We start from the raw sequence: 16,367 nt of genomic DNA on the forward strand, positions 1-16,367 counted from the left end.
GAAGCTCGATTGAGTACTCGCATGAGCCGCTGCGTATTCAGTTGCCGAATGCGATCTGCCCAGTCGGGAGGCGGATCCCCCGTGGGCCCGGCAGTCTGGAATGACTCGAAAAATTGCACGTTCTCACGGGGGTAGGCTCGACAGCGGCCGGTGGGCGTCCAGTGCGCCGGCATTCGACATGCGTGACATGTGGAGAGGAGCCCTGACTCAGGGTGAGCACCAAGCCGACCACCACAGACCTCGAGTGGACCGAGTTGGACCAGCGGGCCGTGGACACCGCCCGCGTCCTGGCCGCCGACGCCGTACAGAAGGTCGGCAACGGCCATCCTGGTACGGCGATGAGCCTGGCGCCCGCCGCCTACACCCTCTTCCAGAAGGTGATGCGGCACGACCCGGCCGACCCGGAGTGGGTCGCACGCGACCGCTTCGTGCTGTCCGCCGGCCACTCGTCCCTGACCCTCTACACGCAGCTCTACCTGGCCGGCTTCGGCCTGGAGCTGGACGACCTGAAGGCCTTCCGCACCTGGGGTTCGAAGACCCCCGGCCACCCGGAGTACGGCCACACCAAGGGCGTCGAGACGACGACCGGTCCGCTCGGCCAGGGTGTCGCCAACGCCGTGGGCATGGCGATGGCCGCCCGCTACGAGCGCGGCCTGTTCGACCCCGAGGCCCCGCAGGGCGAGTCCCCCTTCGACCACTTCGTCTTCGCGATCGCCGGTGACGGCTGCCTCCAGGAGGGCATCTCCGCCGAGGCGTCCTCGCTGGCCGGCCACCAGAAGCTCGGCAACCTGATCCTGCTGTGGGACGACAACCACATCTCGATCGAGGGCGACACCGAGACGGCCGTCTCCGAGGACACCGTCAAGCGCTACGAGGCATACGGCTGGCATGTGCAGCGCGTCGCCCCGAAGCCGGACGGCGACATCGACCCGCACGCCGTCTACAACGCGATCGAGGCCGCGAAGCAGGTGACGGACAAGCCGTCCTTCATCGCGATGCGCTCGATCATCGCCTGGCCCGCCCCGAACGCCCAGAACACCGAGGCCGCCCACGGCTCGGCGCTCGGCGACGACGAGGTCGCGGCCACCAAGCGCGTCCTCGGCTTCGACCCGGAGCAGAGCTTCGAGGTCTCCGACGACGTCATCAAGCACACCCGGCAGGCGCTGGAGCGGGGCCGCGAGGCGAAGGCCGAGTGGGAGAAGTCGTTCCAGCTGTGGCGCCAGAACAACCCCGAGCGCGCCGCCGAGTTCGACCGCATCAACGCCGGTGAGCTGCCCGTCGGCTGGGAGGACAAGCTCCCGGTCTTCGAGCCGGGCAAGGGCGTCGCCACGCGTGCCGCCTCCGGCAAGGTGCTGCAGGCGCTCGGCGCCATCATCCCCGAGCTGTGGGGCGGCTCCGCCGACCTGGCCGGCTCGAACAACACGACCATCGACAAGACCAGTTCGTTCCTGCCGGCGGACAACCCGCTGCCGGAGGCGAACCCGTACGGCCGCACGATCCACTTCGGCATCCGCGAGCACTCCATGGCCGCGGAGATGAACGGCATCGCGCTGCACGGCAACACCCGTATCTACGGCGGTACGTTCCTGGTCTTCTCCGACTACATGCGCAACGCCGTACGTCTGTCGGCGCTGATGCACCTGCCGGTGACGTACGTGTGGACGCACGACTCCATCGGTCTCGGCGAGGACGGCCCGACGCACCAGCCGGTCGAGCACCTGGCCTCGCTGCGCGCCATCCCGGGCCTGAACGTGGTCCGCCCGGCCGACGCCAACGAGACCGCGATCGCCTGGCGCGAGATCCTCAAGCGGTACACCAAGGAGTTCGGCAAGGGCGCCCCGCACGGCCTCGCGCTGACCCGCCAGGGCGTGCCGACGTACGAGGCCAACGACGAAGCGGCGAAGGGCGGTTACGTCCTGTTCGAGGCCGAGGGCGGCGACGCCCAGGTCATCCTGATCGCCACCGGGTCCGAGGTGCACGTCGCCGTCGAGGCGCGCGAGCAGCTGCAGGCGGACGGGGTGCCGACGCGGGTCGTGTCCATGCCGTCCGTGGAGTGGTTCGAGGAGCAGGACCAGGGGTACCGGGACAGCGTTCTGCCGCCGAACGTGAAGGCGCGGGTCGCGGTCGAGGCCGGTATCGGGCTCACCTGGCACAAGTACGTCGGGGATGCCGGCCGCATCGTTTCCCTGGAGCACTTCGGTGCTTCCGCCGACGGCAAGGTGCTCTTCCGCGAGTTCGGCTTCACTGCCGAGAACGTGGCCGCCAAGGCCCGGGAATCCATCGCCGCCGCCCAGCGCTGACGCTCACATACGACACGTAGGAGATGTAATTCCATGACAGACGCACTCAAGCGCCTCTCCGAGGAAGGCGTCGCGATCTGGCTGGACGACCTGTCGCGCAAGCGGATCACGTCCGGCAACCTCGCCGAGCTGATCGACCAGCAGCACGTCGTGGGCGTCACCACCAACCCGACGATCTTCCAGAAGGCGATCTCGTCCGGTGACGGTTACGAGCAGCAGCTCGCCGACCTCGCCGCCCGCAAGGTCACCGTCGAAGAGGCCGTCCGCATGATCACCACGGCGGACGTCCGCGACGCCGCCGACATCCTGCGCCCGGTCTTCGACGCCACCGACGGCCAGGACGGCCGCGTGTCGATCGAGGTCGACCCGCGCCTCGCCCACAACACCAGGGCGACGGTCGCCGAGGCCAAGCAGCTCGCCTGGCTGGTGGACCGTCCCAACACGCTCATCAAGATCCCGGCCACCAAGGCGGGTCTGCCGGCGATCACCGAGGTCATCGGCCTCGGCATCAGCGTCAACGTCACGCTGATCTTCTCGCTGGAGCGCTACCGCGAGGTCATGGACGCCTACCTCTCCGGCCTGGAGAAGGCCAAGGAGCGCGGCCTGGACCTCTCGCTGATCCGCTCGGTCGCGTCCTTCTTCGTGTCCCGCGTGGACACCGAGATCGACAAGCGCCTGGACGCGCTGGGCACCGACGAGGCCAAGGCGCTGCGCGGCAAGGCCGCCGTCGCCAACGCGCGTCTGGCCTACCAGGCGTACGAGGAGGTCTTCTCCTCCGACCGCTGGAGCAAGCTGGAGAACGCGGGCGCCCGCAAGCAGCGTCCGCTGTGGGCCTCCACCGGCGTGAAGGACCCGGCGTACAAGCCGACCCTGTACGTCGACGACCTGGTGGCGCCGAACACGGTGAACACCATGCCGGAGGCCACCCTGCAGGCCACCGAGGAGCACGGCTCGATCACCGGCAACACGATCGCCGGTACGTACGAGCAGGCCCGCGCCGACCTCGACGCCGTCGAGAAGCTCGGGATCTCGTACGACGACGTGGTCCAGGTCCTGGAGGACGAGGGCGTCGAGAAGTTCGAGGCGTCCTGGAACGACCTGCTCAAGTCGACCGAGGCGGAGCTGGAGCGCCTCGCCCCCTCGGAGGGTTGATCTTTGTCGAGCAGCAATCCGCTGCGTGACCCCGCCGACCGACGGCTCCCGCGTATCGCGGGGCCGTCGGGCCTGGTCATCTTCGGCGTCACGGGCGATTTGTCACGAAAGAAGCTCATGCCCGCCGTGTACGACCTCGCCAACCGGGGTCTGCTGCCGCCGGGCTTCTCGCTGGTGGGCTTCGCCCGCCGCGAGTGGCAGCACGAGGACTTCGCCGCCGAGGTCCACGACGCCGTCAAGGAGCACGCCCGTACGCCGTTCCGCGAGGAGGTCTGGCAGCAGCTCATCCAGGGGATGCGCTTCGTCCAGGGCACCTTCGACGACGACGACGCGTTCGAGCGGCTGCGCGGCACCATCGAGGAGCTCGACAAGGCACAGGGCACCGGCGGCAACTTCGCCTTCTACCTGTCGGTGCCGCCGCGCTCCTTCCCGGTCGTCATCCAGCAGCTGAAGAAGCACGGTCTGGCCGACCAGAGCTCCGGCTCCTGGCGCCGCGCCGTCATCGAGAAGCCCTTCGGCCACGACCTGAAGTCGGCCGAGGAGCTCAACAAGGTCGTGCACGAGGTCTTCGCCCCGGACCAGGTCTTCCGCATCGACCACTACCTGGGCAAGGAGACCGTCCAGAACATCCTGGCGCTGCGCTTCGCCAACACGATGTTCGAGCCGATCTGGAACCGGTCCTTCGTGGACCATGTGCAGATCACTATGGCCGAGGACATCGGCATCGGCGGCCGGGCCGGCTACTACGACGGCATCGGCGCCGCCCGTGACGTCATCCAGAACCACCTCCTCCAGCTCATGGCTCTCACGGCCATGGAGGAGCCCGCCTCCTTCGACGCGGACGCGCTGGCCGCCGAGAAGACCAAGGTGCTCGGCGCGGTACGGCTGCCGAGGGACCTGGGCCGGGACACCGTGCGCGGTCAGTACGCGGCGGGCTGGCAGGGCGGCGAGAAGGCGGTCGGATACCTCCAGGAGGAGGGCATCGACGCCAACTCGAAGACCGACACCTACGCGGCCATCAAACTGGAGGTGGACAACCGCCGTTGGGCGGGCGTCCCGTTCTACCTCCGCACCGGCAAGCGCCTGGGCCGCCGGGTCACCGAGATCGCGGTCGTCTTCCAGCGGGCCCCGCACTCCCCCTTCGACCACACGGCGACGGAGGAGCTCGGCAAGAACGCGATCGTCATCCGCGTCCAGCCGGACGAGGGCGTGACGGTCCGCTTCGGCTCGAAGGTGCCGGGCACCTCGATGGAGATCCGGGACGTCTCGATGGACTTCGCGTACGGCGAGTCCTTCACCGAGTCGAGCCCGGAGGCGTACGAGCGCCTGATCCTGGACGTTCTGCTCGGCGACTCCAACCTCTTCCCGCGCACCGAGGAGGTCGAGCTGTCCTGGCAGATCCTCGACCCGATCGAGGAGTACTGGGACACCAACGGCAAGCCCGCCCAGTACCAGTCCGGCACCTGGGGGCCCGTCGAGGCGGACGAAATGCTCGAGCGAGACGGACGGAGCTGGCGCCGGCCATGAAGATAGACCTCACGGACACCACGGCCAGCAAGATCAACAAGGCGCTGGTGCAGGGCCGCCGGGCCATCGGCACGCCGGCCGTCGGCATGGTGCTCACGCTGGTCATCGTGACGGACGAGGAGAACGCGTACGACGCCCTGAAGGCAGCGAACGACGCCTCGCACGAGCACCCCTCGCGCACCCTGGTCGTCATCAAGCGGGTCTCGCGCTCGCCCCGCGACCGTACGCAGTCCCGCCTGGACGCCGAGATCCGGGTGGGCGCGGACGCGGGCTCCGGCGAGACCGTGATCCTGCGCCTGTACGGCGAGATCGTCGACCATGCGCAGTCCGTCGTCCTGCCCCTGCTGCTGCCGGACGCCCCCGTGGTGGTCTGGTGGCCGGTGAACGCGCCCCTCGACCCGGCGAGCGATCCGCTGGGCGCCCTCGCCCAGCGCCGGGTGACGGACACGTACTCCGCGGAGCAGCCGGTACGGGAACTGACGGCCCGTGCCGACACCTACACCCCCGGCGACACCGACCTCTCCTGGACCCGCATCACGCCCTGGCGCTCGATGCTGGCCGCAGCCCTCGACCAGGTCACCTGCAAGGTGGAGGCCGTCGAGGTGGAGGGCGAGGAGTTCAACCCCAGCTGCGAGCTGCTGGCGATGTGGCTCGCGGACCGGCTGGACGTACCGGTGAAGCGGTCGCTGTCGAACGGGCCGGGGCTCACGGCCGTCCGCATGGCCACCGACACCGGCCAGATAGTCCTGGACCGCGCGGACGGTTCGCTGGCCACGCTCTCCATCCAGGGCCAGCCGGACCGTGCGGTGGCCCTGAAGCGGCGTGAGACGGCCGAGCTGATCGCGGAGGAGCTGCGGCGGCTGGACCCGGACGACACGTACGCGTCGGCGCTGCGGTTCGGGGTGGAGCGGCTGAACTCGGGACCTGCTCAGGCACTTGCGTTCGAGGAGCTGACGGCTTCCGTCGTGGAGTCGCCGTCCAAAAGCGGGGAACCAGCGCCCAAAGGAGAGGCGAGCGAAGCCGCTGCTGAAACTGCCGCACCGGAAGCGGCGGCGCAGGCACCGGTGAAGGACGCCGAGCAGAAGGCGGCGGCGAAGTGAGCACTCCGCAGCTGGTCGTGCACCGCGACAAGGAACTGATGGCGCAGGCCGCCGCGGCCCGTCTCATCACGAAGATCGTGGACGCGCAGGCCTCCCGGGGCCATGCGTCCGTGGTCCTCACGGGCGGCCGCAACGGCAACGGCCTGCTGGCCGCCCTGGCCGCCGCTCCGGCCCGGGACGCGGTCGACTGGGGCCGGCTCGACCTGTGGTGGGGAGACGAGCGCTTCCTGCCCGAGGGCGATCCGGACCGCAATGTCACGCAGGCCCGCGAGGCCCTGCTCGACGCCGTGCCGCTGGACCCGAAGCGTGTGCACGCCATGCCGGCCTCGGACGGGGTGTACGGCGCGGACGTGGACGCGGCGGCGGAGGGTTACGCGCAGGAACTGGCCCGGGCGGCCGGTCCCGAGAACCACGGTGCCGTGCCCACCTTCGACGTCCTGATGCTGGGCGTCGGCCCGGACACGCACGTGGCCTCGCTGTTCCCGGAGCTCCCGGCGGTGCGGGAGACGGAGCGCACAGTGGTGGGCGTGCACGGCGCCCCGAAGCCGCCGCCGACCCGGATCACGCTGACCCTTCCGGCGATCCGCGCGGCCCGTGAGGTGTGGCTCCTCGCGGCCGGCGAGGACAAGGCGCAGGCCGCGGCCATCGCCCTGTCCGGTGCGGGCGAGGTCCAGGCCCCGGCGGCGGGCGCCCAGGGCCGCTCCCGCACCCTGTGGCTGCTGGACGCGGCGGCGGCCTCGCAGCTGCCGCGGTCGCTGTATCCGCCGGCTTCGCCCTGAGCCCGAGCGTGCGGTGGGGGTTCTCGTCGGTCCCGTCGGGAACCCCCGCCCGCCTCACTTGACCGACCCGGCCATCACTCCCTGGACGAAGTGCCGCTGGAAGGCGAAGAACACCACCACCGGCACCACCAGCGAGACGAAGGCTCCCGGCGCCAGTACGTCGATGTTGGCGCCGAACTGCCGTATCTGCGACTGGAGTTCAACCGTCAGGGGCTGCGAGGAACCGTCCGCGAAGAGCAGCGCCACCAGCATGTCGTTCCAGACCCACAGGAACTGGAAGATCGCCAGCGAGGCGATCGCGGGCCGCCCCACCGGCAGCACCAGCCGTGTGAAGATCCGCCACTCGCTGCCGCCGTCCATGCGGGCCGCCTCCAGCATCTCCTTCGGCATCTCGGCGAAGTAGTTCCGGAGCAGGAACACCGCGAACGGCAGTCCGTAGGCCACGTGGAAGAGGACGACTCCCGGGATGGTCCCGAACAGGCCCAGTTCTCCGAAGAGTTTGGCGACCGGCAGCAGACCGATCTGCACCGGCACCACCAACAGGGCCACCACGACCAGGAAGACGGCCTCCCGGCCGGGGAAGTCCAGCCAGGCGAAGGCGTATCCGGCGAGCGCCGCGAGGACGACGACCAGGAAGGTCGCCGGTACCGAGATCAGCACCGTGTTCCAGAAGGCCTGCGTCATACCGGAGTTCTTCAGCAGCGCCGAGTAGTTGTCGAAGGACAACTGGCCCGGGCTGCTGAGCGCCGTCCACCAGCCGCTGCTCGCCGAGTCCTGCGAGGACCGCAGCGACGACAGGAACAGCCCCGCGAGCGGCGTCAGCCACACCAGGCCGATCAGCACCAGGAAAGCCTGCACCAGACCACTGCTCAGGGCGCGCCTCACCGCGTTCATCGCTGACTCCTCCGGAAACGACGGACGTTCAGGACCATGGCGGGCACGACCAGCACGAGGAGCAGTACACCGAGCGCGCTGCCCAGCCCCTGGTTGTTGCCGCCGCCGAAGGACACCAGCCACATCTGCGTCGCGAGCACGGTGGCGTCCTCCTGCACCTGCCCCGGCGCGATGATGTAGACGAGGTCGAAGACCTTCATCACGTTGATCACCAACGTCACGAAGACCACGGTGAGCACCGGCGCCAGCAGCGGCACGGTGATCCGCCGGAAGATCTGCCACTCGTTCGCGCCGTCCATCCGCGCCGCCTCCAGCGCGTCCCGGGGCAGGGCCGCGAGGCCCGCGCCGATCAGCACCATCGCGAAGCCGGTCCAGATCCACAGGTACGCCCCGATGATCGCCGGCGTGACCAGCGCCGGCCCGAGCCAGGAGACGCCCTGGTAGGGCTGCGCGAAGTTCGACGCGGGCAACTCCACCGTGTACGAGCCGGACTTGAGGCCCGTGAAGCGGAACGAACCGTCGGACGCCGTCGACGTACTCGCGACCGCCTCCCCGTCGTCCCCCACCGCTTCGACCCTCATCTGCGGCAGCCCGCTCTCCCGCCGGTCGACCTTGCCCTGCTTGCCTCCCCCGCCGGGCGTGAAGTCCAGGTAGACGACACCGCGCACCTCGTCGGACGCGGCCTTCCGGCTCGCGGCCGTATACGCGGGCTCGGCGCCCTTCGGCAGGTCCTTCGGCGGCACGCCCACCAGCCCGAGGGCCACCGAGTCACCCGGCGACACACGCCCGGTCGTCCGGTACGAGCCGTCCGGCACGGCCGTCAGCCCCTGCCCCTGCCGGGCCCGCGCGGTCGGATACTCCGACGTGCCTTTGAAGGCGTCGTGCACCCCGACCACGGCGGCGTTCAGCACGCCCTTGTCCGGGTCCTGGTCGTAGGCGAGCCGGAAGATGATGCCCGCCGCCAGGAAGGAGACCGCCATCGGCATGAACAGCAGCAGTTTGAAGGCGGTGGCCCAGCGGACCTTCTCGACGAGTACGGCGAGGATCAGGCCCAGACCGGTCAGCAGGGCCGGGGCGACCACGACCCAAATGGCCGTGTTCCGTACGGCCTTGAGGGTCGCCGGGTCGCGGAACATCTCGGTGTAGTTCTCGCCGCCCACGAATCGGGTGCCGGACGCGTCGAAGAAACTGCGGCCGACGGAGAACAGCACGGGGTAGACGACGAGCGCGCCCAGCAGGAGCAGCGCCGGGAAGGCGAACAGCACGGCGATGATCCGGGCCCGCCGCCGCGAGCGCCGGGCCCGCTCGACGAGCCCGGTCGCAGGCGGACTTTTCTCTTTCACCAGGGTCGCGGTCATGGCGCGTCAGCCCTTGTAGGCCTTGGCCGCCGCGGCCTCCAGCTGCGCCGCCGTGCCCTTCGGGTCCGACGGGTCGCGCAGGAAGTCCTGCAGCAGCTTCCACTCGCCCGCACCCTTGGTGCCGCCGAAGGCCGCGGGCGCCTGGTCCGACATGTCGAAGCGGACCGAATCCCCGGCGGAGACAAGGGACTTGGCGGTGGCGCGGGTGACGTCGTCGCTGTACGAAGAGAGGTCGAGCTCCTTGTTGGGGGACAGGAAGCCGCCCGCCTTCGCCCACACGGCCGCCGCCTCCGGGGTCGCCAGGTACTCCAGGAGCTTCATGCCCGCCTTGGAGTTCTTGCCGTCCTTGAGGACGACGGCCGCGTCGCCGCCGCTGACCACCGGGGCCTTGCCGCCGTCGACCGCGGGGAAGGGGAAGAAGTTCGCGTCCGTGCCGATGGTCTTGCCGAACTGGTCGTGCGCGACTCCGGCGACGAAGTCGCCCTCGTAGACCATGCCGGCCTCGGGCTTGGGTCCGAACACCTTCTCCACCGAGCCCGGGAAGTCGGTGTTGAGGGCCCCCCTCTGCCCGCCCGCGATCAGCTGCTTGTCCTTGAACAGCTTGCCGAGCGTGCCGAGTGCCTTCACCACCGAAGCGTCGGTCCACTTCAACTTGTGGGCGGCCAGGGCGTCGTACTTCTCCGGACCCGCCTGCGAGAGGTAGATGTTCTCGAACCAGTCGGTGAGGGTCCAGCCGTCCTCGCCGGCCACCGAGAACGCGGCGAGCCCGGAGTCGGAGACGGTGTGCCCGGCCTTCAGCATGGCGTCGTAGGTCTTGGGCGGCTTGACGCCGGCCTGGTCGAGGGCGTCGGGGCTGTACCAGACCGTCGACTTGTGGGCGGCCTTGAAGTAGAGGCCGTAGAGGGTGCCGTCGACGCTTCCGTACTTCTTCCAGACGGGCGCGTAGGCCGCGTCGACGGACTTGTCGGTGGTGGCGGACAGCGGCTTGAGCCAGCCCTCCTTGGCGAACTGCTGCAACACGCCGACCTGCGGGACCATCACCACGTCGGGCGCGTTGCCGCCCTCGATCTTGCTGCCGACGACCGTGGAGACGTTGTCGCCGGTGGAGATGAACTGCGTCTTGGCGCCGGTCTTCGCGCCGAAGGCGTCCAGCACCTTCTGGAAGTTCTTCTGCTCGCTGCCGGTCCAGACACCGGCCACGGTGACCGTCTGCCCGCTGAGCGCCTTGTCGCCGCCGCCCGCGGAGACCGGCCCGCCGCCTCCGCAGGCGGTCGCGCCGAGAGCCAGGGCAAGGGCGGTGCAGCTCGCGAGCATGGTCGTGCGTCGTCGCATCATCGTTGATGTCCCTTCAAAGGGTGGGAAACTGACGAACAATCAGAAGTGATTGACGGTGATCAGAGATCGTTGATCCACCAGGCGGCCGTCGAGCCGGGCAGTACCCCGGCCGTGCAGGGACCGCTGGACAGCAGGGGTGTGCCGGAGACCGGCGCGGGCGTGGGCGCCGTACCGAAATTGACGGCGCAGACGAGGCCGTCGCCGCGGACGAAGCCGAGGACGCCGGGCGGGGTGTCCAGCCAGCGCAGCGCGCCCTCGCCCAACTGGGGCAGTGCGGCCCGGAGTTGGAGGCCGTCGCGGTACAGGTGCCAGAAGGAGCGGGTGTCGGCGAGGGCGCGGTCGGTGGCGTACTCGGCGAAGTAGGAGGGCTGCGGCAGCCACGGCCGCGCGCTCTCCGCGCCGGAGGTGAAGCCGAAGGGTGACGCCTGGCCGGACCACGGCAGCGGCACCCGGCAGCCGTCGCGGATACGGGCCCGGCTGCCCGTGCGCCGGAAGATCGGGTCGGTGAGCACGTCGTCCGGCAGATCGACGACCTCGGGCAGGCCCAGCTCCTCGCCCTGGTAGATGTACGCGGCTCCGGGCAGCGCCAGCATCAGCAGCGCGGCGGCGCGGGCACGGGCGGCGCCGAGGCCGCTGCCCTCGGTGGCGGGCTCGCCGTAGCGGGTGACGGTGCGGACCTGGTCGTGGTTGTTGAGCACCCAGGTGACCGTCGATCCCGTGCCGGCGATGTCCTCCATCGCCTCGGAGATGACCTTGCGGAAGGCATCGGCGCTCCAGGGGGCGCTCAACAGGTCGAAGAAGAAGGCCTGATGGAGTTCGTCCGCACGCACGTACTTCGCGTGATCGCGCGCGGTCGGCACCGACACCTCGCCGACCAGCAGCCGCTCGCGGCCGTCCCGCTGTGTGTACTCCTCGCACACCGCCCGCCAGTGCCGCCACACGTCGTGCACCTCGGGCTGGTTCCAGGCGAGCGGGTTGACCGAGTCGCGGGTGCGGGCGTCGGCCTCGGGGTCGTCCGAGTCGGGCAGGTCCGGGTGTTTGAAGAGGCCCGCGGCCACGTCGATACGGAAGCCGTCGACGCCCCGGTCGAGCCAGAAGCGCAGCACCCGGTCGAACTCGGTGCCGATCTCGGGGTTGCGCCAGTTCCAGTCGGGCTGCTCGGGGGCGAACATGTGCAGGTACCACTGGCCGGGCCGCCCGTCCGCCTCGGTCACCCGGCTCCAGGCCGGGCCGCCGAACATCGAGTACCAGTTGTTGGGTGGCTCCGAGCCGTCGGGAGCGCGGCCGTCGGCGAAGTGGAAGCGGGCGCGGGCCGCGCTGCCGGGCGCCGAGGCGAGCGCCTCCTGGAACCACGGGTGCTCGCTGGAGCAGTGGTTGGGCACCACGTCGAGCAGCACCTTGACGCCGAGCCGCCGCGCGGCCGCCACCAGCAGGTCGAACTCGGCGAGGTCGCCGAAGAGCGGGTCGACATCGCAGTAGTCGGCCACGTCGTAGCCGTGGTCGTGTTGCGGCGAGGGATAGAAGGGGCTCAGCCAGATCCCGTCCACGCCCAGCTTCTTCAGATACGGCAGCCCGGCCCGGACGCCGGCCAGATCGCCGACGCCGTCCCCGGTGCTGTCCAGAAAGCTGCGGACGTACACCTGGTAGATCACCGCGTCTCGCCACCAGCGGTACTTACTCAACATGCATGCATGTTAGGTAGGCATGTCGTGAGGGTGTCAATGAAAGGAACGGAAGCTACTGCTGAGTTGCCCTGCCAAAACCGGACAGACTTGAGCATTCTGAACCCAGATGAGACTTCCGCGTTACCTAACAAGTAACTAGTCGGCTAGCGATTGGAGATCGCCGCGAGCTCCCGTGCCAGCCGATCCACCGCCGCCGCGGGCGTCTCGTGCCCGGTCATCGCGTCCTGCACGACCGCCTGCACCACCAGGCTGACCTGGTCGTATCGCGGGCTCTTGGGGCGCGGCTGGGCGGTGCGGATGCTCTCGCGCAGGGTCGGCAGATACGGGAACCGCCGTATCAGCTCGGGGTCCTGGTACAGCGCGGCCCGTACGGGCGGCAGCGCGCCGCGTGTGAGGACCTGGCGCTGGACGGGCTCGCTGGTGAGGTACGCGAGCAGCCGCGCGGCGGAGTCGGGATGCCGGGCATGTGTGTTGACGGCCAGGTTGGAGCCGCCCAGGACGCTCGTGCCCGGCCCGTGGGGTCCGGGCAGCGGTACGGCGCCGATCCTGCCGGCGACCGGGGAGCCCTTGGCGGACGCGACGACGTACGCATAGGGCCAGTTGCGGAGGAACAGCAGATGCCCGTCCTGGAAGGCCTGCTTGGACTCCTCCTCCTTGTACGTCAGCGCCTTCTTCGGGATCCAGCCCTCGCGCACGCCCCGGGCGAGGAACCCGATGCCCTCGCGGGCCGCCGCCGAGTTCACGGTGACGCGGGCTCCCTCGTCCCCGAGGATGCTGCCGTCGGCCGAGTAGACCGCCTCGGCGGCGTTGACGGTGAGGCCCTCGTAGGGCAGGAACTGCCCCGCGTAGCCGTCGAGTCCGTACTTGGGCGCGATGGTCTTCGCGTCCCGCTCCAGCTCGGCCCAGGTGCGCGGCGGCGGGACGCCCTCCGTGGCGAGGATGTCCTTGCGGTAGAGGAGCAGACCGGCGTTGGTGGCGTACGGGACGGCGTACAGACGGTCGTCGTAGGTCGCCGTGCCGACCACCGGCTGCAGGAAGGTCTTGAGCGGGAAGCGGTCGCGGGGCAGCGGCCGGATCCAGCCCGCCGCCGCGAACTCCGAGGTCCAGTTGACGTCGATGTTGAGGACGTCGAACCGGCTGCGGTCGCCGCCGCGCAGGTCGGTGACCATCTGCGCATGGGTCTCGTCGGCGGAGTCGGGAAGCTCGACGAGGGTGACCTTCTCACCGGGGTGGGTACGGTTCCAGCCCTCCAGCAGAGGCCCGAGATAACCGGTGAGGTCTCCTCCGGTGGCGAGCGTCAGCGGTCCGCGGCCACTCGCCGTCCCCTCGTCGGCGCGGGCGCCGGAGGCGGTGTAACCGGTCATGACCACGACCAGAACGAGAAGGCCCCTACCGGCGGCGTGCATCCACCGCATAGGTTCCTCCCTGTACACCGGCACCACGGGCACCCTTGCCCGGGGACAGAGGCCATGTATACCTGTTAGGTATGCGCGATACTAGGGCCCGGAGCACATTGACCAGACAGGAGGACAGCACGAGTGCGTCTGCCCCTCCTGGCACTCCTGGCACGCGGTCCGGCCCACGGCTACGAGCTCAAGCAGGACCTTGAGCAACTGCTGGGCTCCGCGTACCCTCAGCCGAATGTCGGCCAGATCTACGTAACCCTCGGCCGCCTCGAGAAGCAAGGGCTGATCGAGGGCGAGGACGTGGAGCAGTCGAGCCGGCCCAACAAGAAGGTCTACCACCTCACCGAATCCGGGCGGGAGGCGCTGCGCGCCTGGTTCGAGGAGCCCGAGGACGAGCCGCGGGTACGGGACGAGTTCTTCATGAAGCTGGCGCTCGCCCCGCAGACGGGTCTCGCCGAGCAGATCGCCCTGATCAACAGGCAGCGGCGCCAGTACCTCAACACCATGCGGCAGCTGTCCAAGCTGGCCGCCGCCGAAGACCGCGACAACCGCATCGCGCACCTGCTGATCGAGGGCGCGATGCTGCACCTGCAGGCCGACCTCGACTGGCTGGAACGGTGTCAGGAAGAGCTGGAGGAGCTGGAGTGAGCGACAGTCCCGCTCCCGTGCTGCACGCCGAGGGCCTGGTCAAGACGCACTACGGCGAGGGTGCGCCCGCGCATGCCGTGCGCGGTGTCGATCTCTGTGTACGGCAGGGCGAGTTCGTGGCCGTCACCGGTCCCTCCGGGGCCGGCAAGTCGACCTTGCTGCATCTGCTGGGCGGGCTGCAGCGGCCGGACGGCGGCAGCATCCGCCTGGACGGCGAGCGCACGGACGCATGGAGCGAGGCCCGCTGGGCCGTGGAGCGCAGGAAGCGGATCGGGATCGTCTTCCAGTTCTTCAACCTCGTGTCGAATCTGTCGGTCGCCGACAACGTGGAGCTGCCGGCGCTGCTGGCGGGAGTGCCGCCGAAGCAGGCGCGCGCCGAGCGCGTCGAGCTCCTGGCCGAGCTGGGGCTCGAGGGCAAGGACCGCAGCCTGCCGGGCGAACTGTCCGGCGGCGAACAGCAGCGGGTCGCGCTGGCCCGCGCCCTGGTCAACCACCCCCCGCTCCTGCTGGCCGACGAACCCGCGGGCAGCCTGGACAGCAAGGGCACCCGCGAAGTGATGCGGCTGCTGTCCCGCTTCCACCAGCGCGGCCAGACGATCGTGCTGGTCACCCATGACGCCCGGCTGGCCAGCGCCGCGGACCGGGTGATCTGCTTCTTCGACGGCCGGATAGCCGACGACGCGGAGCTGGACGGCACACCGGCGCCCCGCAGGAGCGGGATATCCGGAGTACTGGAGCTCAAGGACTGAGATGCGGCTCTACGACCGCCGGAAGGGCTGATCCCGTGCGAGCCACGTTGCGCTGGGCGCACTCCGATCTGCGGACGCACCGGGGCGAGGCGCTGTTCCTCGTCCTCGCCACCGCCGGGATCGTGGTGTCGCTGCTGCTGGCCACGGCCCTGTTCGGGTACGCCACCAACCCCTGGCAGCGCGTCTTCACGCAGGAGCGCGGGGCGCACGTCGTGCTGCACACGAGCGAGTCGGCGAACGTGCGAAAGCTGGCGGAACTCGACGGCGTCGAATCCGTCACCGGCCCCTACGCCGTCGCCTCCACCACCCTCGCCTCCCGCGGCACCCGCGCCTCGGTCGAACTCCGTGCCACACCCGAGCTCCCCACCGGACGCCGCCCGCTGCTCACCTCCGGCCACTGGCTGAACCCCGCCACCCCCGACGGCGTGGTCCTGGAGAGCCGCCTCGCCCGCGCCCTGCTCGCCGAACCCGGCGACCGGCTCACCATGCCGGGCTCCAACCGGACGGTGACCGTCCTGGGCGTGGCCGACAGCGCCGAGCCGCGCTACCGCCCGAGCGAACAGCCGGGCCTGGTCTGGGCCCTCCCCTCCGCCGTGTCCCACCCCACCGGCCAGGTCATCGGCCTGCGCCTGACCGACCCCGAGGACACGGACTACGCCGTCCAGCGCGCCGTCACCGTCCTCGGCGCCGGCGCCATCGGCGAGGTCTCCACCTGGCAGCAGGCGCGCGCCGAGGCGCAGGGCGACAACCGGCTGCTCGGCCAGGTGCTGGGCCTGTTCGGCCTGGGCGCCCTGGTGGCCGCCGGCCTGGCCGTCCACGGCGCGATCGCCACCCGCATCCGCGGCCATCTGCGCGACATCTCGGTCCTCAAGGCCATCGGCTTCACCCCGGGCCAGGTCGTCCGCGTGTTCCTGTTCCAGCACATCGCCTACGCGGTCCTCGGCGCCGTGACCGCCGCAACGCTCACCCAGGCCCTGGGCAGCCACTTCCCGGGCCGCCTCGGAGACGCCCTCGGCGTCTGGCAGGGCCTCCCCGGCAACACGGTGGCCCTCGTCGCCATCCCGGTGGGCGCGGTCCTGTTCATCGGCGCGACGACGGGCCTGGCGGCCTGGCGGGCGGGGCGGATACCTCCGGTGCCGACGGTGCGGCCGGTGGCTCCCGGGCGCGGGGGGTCGCGACGGGCACTTGAGGTGCAGTCTGCAGTGGGGGCACGGTCTGCGCCCGGCGTGCGGTCTGCGGAGGGGCCACGGAAAGCGTTGACGCCGCAGGCCGCCGATCCGTCCGGACTCCGCGCCGAGGCCCCGTCGGGTGCCGGAGACTCCGGGCCCGGGCCGCGCACCGCCGCTCCCTCCGACGAACAGCTCTCCGCCTCCACACACGCCAGCCCCGGACCGCACCCCGCGGCCCCCTCCGGCGGGCGCCTGCCCGGCTTGC

The 16,367-nt window shown here is 70.3% G+C and carries 13 protein-coding genes; 8 read left to right on the forward strand and 5 right to left on the reverse strand.

Translation table 11 applies throughout. The features are described from left to right. Positions 1 to 212 precede the first annotated feature (212 nt). Genes tkt through pgl form a run of 5 tightly spaced genes read left to right on the forward strand, consistent with a single transcriptional unit; the run spans position 213 to position 6,858 of the window. Positions 213 to 2,300, forward strand: coding sequence for a transketolase (gene tkt, locus ABZ880_RS49205; protein WP_361277602.1), 2,088 nt, complete (start codon positions 213 to 215; stop codon positions 2,298 to 2,300). Between the two features lie 33 nt (positions 2,301 to 2,333). Then, positions 2,334 to 3,452 (forward strand): transaldolase, encoded by a 1,119-nt coding sequence (tal, locus tag ABZ880_RS49210; RefSeq protein ID WP_361277603.1) that lies wholly within the window; start codon positions 2,334 to 2,336, stop codon positions 3,450 to 3,452. A gap of 3 nt (positions 3,453 to 3,455) precedes the next feature. Beyond that, a complete protein-coding gene (gene zwf, locus ABZ880_RS49215; protein ID WP_361277604.1) occupies positions 3,456 to 4,979 on the forward strand; it encodes a glucose-6-phosphate dehydrogenase in 1,524 nt (507 codons plus the stop codon). Beyond that, the gene (gene opcA, locus ABZ880_RS49220; RefSeq protein WP_361277605.1) at positions 4,976 to 6,079 is read left to right on the forward strand and encodes a glucose-6-phosphate dehydrogenase assembly protein OpcA; all 1,104 of its coding nucleotides are present in this window, start codon (positions 4,976 to 4,978) and stop codon (positions 6,077 to 6,079) included. The genes zwf and opcA overlap by 4 nt, the downstream gene beginning before the upstream one ends. Continuing rightward, positions 6,076 to 6,858 carry a 6-phosphogluconolactonase gene (gene pgl / locus ABZ880_RS49225; RefSeq protein WP_361277606.1) on the forward strand — a complete coding sequence of 261 codons (783 nt, stop codon included), beginning with the start codon at positions 6,076 to 6,078 and terminating at the stop codon, positions 6,856 to 6,858. The genes opcA and pgl overlap by 4 nt, the downstream gene beginning before the upstream one ends. 54 nt (positions 6,859 to 6,912) lie before the next feature. Here the strand turns inward: pgl and ABZ880_RS49230 are convergent, their stop codons facing one another. The 5 genes from ABZ880_RS49230 to ABZ880_RS49250 form a co-directional block, all read right to left on the reverse strand. Beyond that, a complete protein-coding gene (locus ABZ880_RS49230) occupies positions 6,913 to 7,752 on the reverse strand; it encodes a carbohydrate ABC transporter permease (protein WP_361277607.1) in 840 nt (279 codons plus the stop codon). Continuing rightward, positions 7,749 to 9,110 (reverse strand): ABC transporter permease subunit, encoded by a 1,362-nt coding sequence (locus ABZ880_RS49235; protein WP_361277608.1) that lies wholly within the window; start codon positions 9,108 to 9,110, stop codon positions 7,749 to 7,751. The genes ABZ880_RS49230 and ABZ880_RS49235 overlap by 4 nt, the downstream gene beginning before the upstream one ends. Positions 9,111 to 9,116: 6 nt before the next feature. Further along, positions 9,117 to 10,445, reverse strand: coding sequence for an ABC transporter substrate-binding protein (locus tag ABZ880_RS49240; RefSeq protein ID WP_361277609.1), 1,329 nt, complete (start codon positions 10,443 to 10,445; stop codon positions 9,117 to 9,119). Positions 10,446 to 10,504: 59 nt separating this feature from the next. Then, entirely contained in the window at positions 10,505 to 12,130 is a 1,626-nt protein-coding gene (locus ABZ880_RS49245; protein WP_361277610.1) for a glycoside hydrolase family 13 protein, read from the reverse strand. A gap of 143 nt (positions 12,131 to 12,273) precedes the next feature. After that, on the reverse strand, positions 12,274 to 13,545 hold the full coding sequence (locus tag ABZ880_RS49250) for an ABC transporter substrate-binding protein (protein WP_361277611.1): 1,272 nt from the start codon (positions 13,543 to 13,545) through the stop codon (positions 12,274 to 12,276). Between the two features lie 123 nt (positions 13,546 to 13,668). Here ABZ880_RS49250 and ABZ880_RS49255 point away from each other — a divergent pair, with 123 nt between their 5' ends. From ABZ880_RS49255 to ABZ880_RS49265, 3 genes are all read left to right on the forward strand, one after another. After that, positions 13,669 to 14,184, forward strand: coding sequence for a PadR family transcriptional regulator (locus tag ABZ880_RS49255; RefSeq protein WP_361277612.1), 516 nt, complete (start codon positions 13,669 to 13,671; stop codon positions 14,182 to 14,184). Continuing rightward, complete coding sequence (locus ABZ880_RS49260; protein ID WP_361277613.1) at positions 14,181 to 14,933, forward strand: ABC transporter ATP-binding protein; 753 nt, start codon at positions 14,181 to 14,183, stop codon at positions 14,931 to 14,933. Before ABZ880_RS49255 ends, ABZ880_RS49260 begins: the two co-directional genes overlap by 4 nt. 35 nt (positions 14,934 to 14,968) lie before the next feature. After that, a partial coding sequence (locus ABZ880_RS49265) for an FtsX-like permease family protein (RefSeq protein WP_361277614.1) occupies positions 14,969 to 16,367 on the forward strand: 1,399 nt, incomplete at its 3' end.

This window comes from Streptomyces sp. NPDC047043 (assembly GCF_040644055.1).
Classification (GTDB): Bacteria; Actinomycetota; Actinomycetes; order Streptomycetales; family Streptomycetaceae; genus Streptomyces.